This is a genomic window from Alcanivorax sp. HI0083, from assembly GCF_001635175.1.
The window spans coordinates 1-4,596 of record NZ_LWFX01001168.1 but is presented as its reverse complement, the minus strand read 5'-3'; the positions used below and the strand labels follow the sequence as shown (position 1 = coordinate 4,596).

Annotated in this window: 4 protein-coding genes; 1 reads left to right on the top strand and 3 read right to left on the bottom strand. The window is 59.4% G+C overall.

Translation table 11 applies throughout. From position 1 onward, the window contains the following. The first annotated feature begins 9 nt into the window (after window positions 1–9). Window positions 10–123: a DUF924 family protein gene (locus A3754_RS26225; protein WP_369817622.1), complete on the top strand. Its 114-nt coding sequence runs from the start codon at window positions 10–12 to the stop codon at window positions 121–123. Between the two features lie 26 nt (window positions 124–149). Here A3754_RS26225 and A3754_RS16695 read toward each other — a convergent pair whose 3' ends face one another. The 3 genes from A3754_RS16695 to A3754_RS16685 all read right to left on the bottom strand — a co-directional run bounded on the left by A3754_RS16695 (window position 150) and on the right by A3754_RS16685 (window position 4,208). Further along, window positions 150–623 carry a DUF4442 domain-containing protein gene (locus tag A3754_RS16695; protein ID WP_063520606.1) on the bottom strand — a complete coding sequence of 158 codons (474 nt, stop codon included), beginning with the start codon at window positions 621–623 and terminating at the stop codon, window positions 150–152. After that, window positions 616–3,216: a DUF349 domain-containing protein gene (locus A3754_RS16690; RefSeq protein WP_063520605.1), complete on the bottom strand. Its 2,601-nt coding sequence runs from the start codon at window positions 3,214–3,216 to the stop codon at window positions 616–618. Before A3754_RS16690 ends, A3754_RS16695 begins: the two co-directional genes overlap by 8 nt. 77 nt (window positions 3,217–3,293) lie before the next feature. Continuing rightward, window positions 3,294–4,208: an acyltransferase gene (locus A3754_RS16685; protein WP_063520604.1), complete on the bottom strand. Its 915-nt coding sequence runs from the start codon at window positions 4,206–4,208 to the stop codon at window positions 3,294–3,296. Window positions 4,209–4,596 lie beyond the last annotated feature (388 nt).

Below are 4,596 nucleotides of genomic sequence, written 5' to 3'. Positions count from 1 at the left end.
CGGGAGCATCTGCAAATCGTTCAGCAATTTGGTCGCTTTCCGCACCGCAACCGCGCGCTGGGGCGGGACAGCACGGCTGAGGAGCTCAGCTTTCTGGAAAACAGCTCCGGTTTCGGGCAGTAAAACCGGTGCTCCGGTAGAGAAAGGCGCTACGCGGGTTTACGGCGGATGTAGAGCGTCTTGTTGACCACCGCCACGCGGTTTCCATCGCCATCCACGATTTCAACCGGCCAGCACGGCAGGTATTTTTCTCCCCCATCGGTGTTCGCGCGGATATCGTCGATCATGGCATCGGTGAGCTGAAAATGGGCGAAGACCCGGCCCTTGCCGGGCCGGACAAATTCTATATCCGCTGCCTTGTCCCAGACCACATAATCGCGCCCAAGCACGGTCATCACCATCAGCATGTAGAACGGGTCCACCATGGAATAGAGGCTGCCGCCGAAATGGGTTCCTACATAGTTCCGGTTGTACCAGTGCAGCCCCATGGAGACATTCAGTTCGCGGAAGTCGTCTGCCAGGTAGTCCACACGAACACCGGCGCCCAGGTAGGGCCCGTACAGGTTCAGAAACCATTGCAGACCTTTCGGTGAGCGCGTGAATCGCGAGAGCAGATTACGCATTGCCGGGTTCGAGAACGGCAATGGCGCTGTCCAGGCGCGCTTTCACTGCGGCAGGCACCGGTGTTTGGTGCTGTTTGAGAAGCCGCTGCATTTCCTCGCGGGCGTCAAACTGTTGCTGCTTCATGACACTGGGTAGTTGCTCTAGCTGCCATTGCAAGCGGCGCTGGCGCTCCGGTTCCGGGCTGGGCACACCGGCCAGGGCCTCAAAGGCCACGGCCAGGGTAAGAGCGGAGTCAGTATTCGCACCACTTTCTGGTTGGTCAGCGGATTCGACACTTTCCGTCAGGGCCACAACGGCGTCACGGAGCTGCTGCCACTGCTGCCAACGACTGAGTTGCTGAAGTCGCTCGCTGGCGCGCCGCTTCAGTTGCTGTGCTTTGCGAACCAGCGGCTGGGGCTGATTGCCATCCAGGTGCTCGTCCACGGCTGCAGCCGCGCTGCGTAGACTGTTCGCTGTGTCAGCGCTAAACGGTTGCGTCAGTGATACCTCCAGCGCATCAATGTGCGTGGTCAGCATCTGGCTCGCTTGCTCCTGTTGCTCGCGCCGGGCGGCAATATCCCGGTTGCGGGCATCGAACAGGGCATCCATGGTTTTGCGAAACGGTTTTTGCCATGTGCGGTGCTGGCCGGGCGGTAACCAGGCGGATTGCCGCCAGCGTTTCTGGATGGCTTGCGCTTCGCGTGTGGCGTGCTGGGCATCGTCCAGTTCCAGCAATGCACGGGCCTGGTCCAGCAATTGTTTTCGCTCGCTCTCGGCTTTTTCAATGTAACGATTCAGCTGCTCGTCGAGCTGGGTGAGCAGGGAGGAAAACCGTTTCTGCACATCCCGGGCGTCGGTGAACCGGATCGGGTGCAGGGTTTTCCAGTCTTTCGGGGCCTGCTGGCGAATTTGCCAGACACCATGCCAATCAGCGGTTTCCCAGTTCTGAGCGGTGACAAAGTCTTCCAGTTGCTGGCACAGTGCCCGGCGCTTTTCCAAATTACCTGCCTTGATGGCGTCCAGTTCGGCAAAGTGCGCATGGCAGGGCTGGTAGGCCTGGTCGGATGCCTCTTTAAAACGCGTCCACAACGCCTGATCCTCGCCCTGGTCCGAACTCATCAGCGCGCGCCATTCATCATGGAGCGCCTGAATGGCGGTGGCCAGTTCCGGGGCATCCATGGTGGTGTCTTTAAGCGCTTCCATGCGTTCGCATAACGCCACTTTCTTCGGTTCAGCAGCAAAACGGTGCCAGTCCTGCAACTCTGCACGGCGCGGAGCGAGCTTGGTGAGCTCTGCGTCCAACCCGGTGTCTCCGTCGCTTTCGATGATCGACTGGGCTTTGTGCCAGAGCCGATTGGCATGGCGCAGATTGCCCTGGCGCAGCTCTCGCTTCAGGGCGACCAGCAAGCCGCGATGGGGCTGTGAGGCTGGTGCCGGGCGGTTCTGTGCGGACGTTTGCGCATCGGAGGTTTCGGCTTCCCGTTTACGCAGCGCCAACAATGCAGAGGGAGGCTGATATTCCCCTGGCCAGCGGTCGGCCAGCTCGGCGAGTGTGGCCGGTGAGTCTGCTGCATTGATATCGGCGGCCAGGGTAAGCAGCTGTTGAAATGCAGTTACCAGGTCAGTGAAAGCCAGCCGGTCTTCATCCTGGGCCTGCGATTGCTCATCGGCGCTGTCCCAGCGGCGTTGCTGGGTGGCTAATGCGGAGCGCATTTCGCCTAGCTGATGATCCCAGGTTTCCGGGGTCGCCTGGCTCAATAGCTGATACAGGCTGTGCGCTGCCGCTTCGCGCTCAGCTTTTGCGGTCTCTGCCAGCGCCTGTTGCCGGGTTTGCTCTTGCAATTCGGTGAGCTGCGTGCGGCACTGGTGAAGGGCTTGCTGAACGCGGGAAGCCAAATCCGGGGTCGCCTGTCGTGTCAGTTGCTGCCACTGTTGCTCAAGCTGTTCCAGCTGCGGCCCATACAGGGCGTCCACACGACGGCGAGCATGCTGTTCAAGCCGATCGGCGAGGTGGTAGACCTTGGCGGTTTCCCGTTCACTCTGTTGCTGTTGTTGCTGGAGCGCCCGGGCCTGGTCGCGCGCCAGGCGAGTGACGCGCTTGTCACGACCCTCCTTGCCTAAACGCTTCAGCAGCGAAAGGGAGGCGATGTTCTGCACAGAGGCAACACGCAGTGCTTCGGTGGGAGCATCCAGAGCCAGCTGATATAGCACGCCTTCATCCTTGAGCCGCTCAATGGCTGCCATGCGGCTGTGCATGTCCGGGCTGTGGCTGGCCACATGGGCAAGCACATTTTCATTGCCGGTGAGCCGAATCAGGCGCAGGCGGGTGTCGCTGTTGGGGGCATCATCGGTAGTGCCTGCCAGCAGGGCCATGATGCGCATGGAGGCGGCCTCGCGAACGGAGGGCGCTTCGTCACGTTGGTGCACTTCATCCAGGGCCGCAAAATCGGTGAGTCGGCTGGTGGCAGCGGCGCGCACCAGGGCGCTGGCATCACCGCGCGCCAGCTGATTCAGCAGGGTCGCGTCATCACAGAGGTCCAGTTGCTCAACGGCTTTGAGACGAATATCGGGGTTGGCGTGTTGCCAGCGGGGTTTCAGAAATCGGCCAAACATAACAAGGTTCCAAATGCGTCCGCACGCAACACTCTCCACGCTTGCATGCGGGTGAACGAAACCCCATTGGCAGAAAATTAGCGTGTGGCGTGTTGCGCGTTGCGTGTTGCGTTCTTTTTGTCCAGCAATGCATCCTTGTCCGCCCAGAGTTCGCCAATCCATTGCTGAAAACGGGCGCGGAACTCCGCGTCGTCTTCGTAGTTGCCCTCTGAGGCCCAGGCAGGAATAACCCGTTGCTGCACAACAACTTCCACCTCGCCCATGGCGCCACCAAGAAAGGCCATCAGCGAGCGAGGCGTGCCCGGGGGATAGATAATGGTCACATCAAGCAGATTTCGCAAATGCCCGGACATGGCGTTAAGGGTAAAGGCAGCACCACCGGCCTTGGGTTTGAGCAGGTGGCGATATGGCGAGCCTTGTTTGGCGTGCTTTTGCGCGTCAAAGCGGGTGCCTTCAAAGAAATTCATCACCGAGGTGGGGAAGTAGGCGAATTTCTCACAGGCTTTGCGGGTGGTTTCCAGGTCTTTGCCTTTCAGTGAGGGGGTCTTTTCCAGTTCGGCTTTGCTGTAACGCTTCATGAATGGGAAATCCAGGGCCCACCAGGCCAGCCCCAGCAGGGGAACCTTGATCAGTTCCTGCTTCAGGAAAAACTTGAGAAAAGGGATGCGGCGATTGGAAATGCGCTGCAGTACCAGAATGTCCGCCCAGGACTGGTGGTTGCAGGTCACCAGGTACCATTGATCCTTGCTCAGCGTGTCCATGCCACTGATGCGCCATTTGATCTGGCTGGCCAGGGCAATAATGGCGTTGTTGTTGCCAATCCAGGTTTCCGCAATGACCACCAGGATTCGTGACAGGATGACTTGTGCCTTCTCAAATCGAAGCACCAGTCGCAGCAGGGCGAAAGCGTAAAGTGGAAGGCAGAGAAGCAGGGTGTTGATCAGCATGCCTGTCAGGGCGAGTGTGGCCCGGATCTTGTGCCAAATGGTCATAGCGCGATTCATTCAGTCAACGTAAACGGGCATGCTACCCAAAGGTAAACGCCTTGTCCCGTGTCCGTTTCGGTCAAATGGCCGTTTGTCACTGCAGGATTCCGCAAATGATTCCATGCAGTTATGCTGCAGCAATGCGGACTATGGAAAGATGTTGGTTGCCCCTGTTGCTGGTGCTTTTGGCATTCGGGCTGCCATTGCCGGGTTATGCCCAGGATGGTCCGGAGGGATCCTGGCAAGACAAGCCGGAAGAGGCTGCCGCTTCCGTTCAGAAGGGGCAGGGGGTCCCAGAATCACCCTCTGACGGGCCCTCAAGGGTCTTTCATTCGAACCCGTGTGGCCACCTTTCCGGGGAGGCTGGCTGGGTCGACAGAACCCACGACTGGAT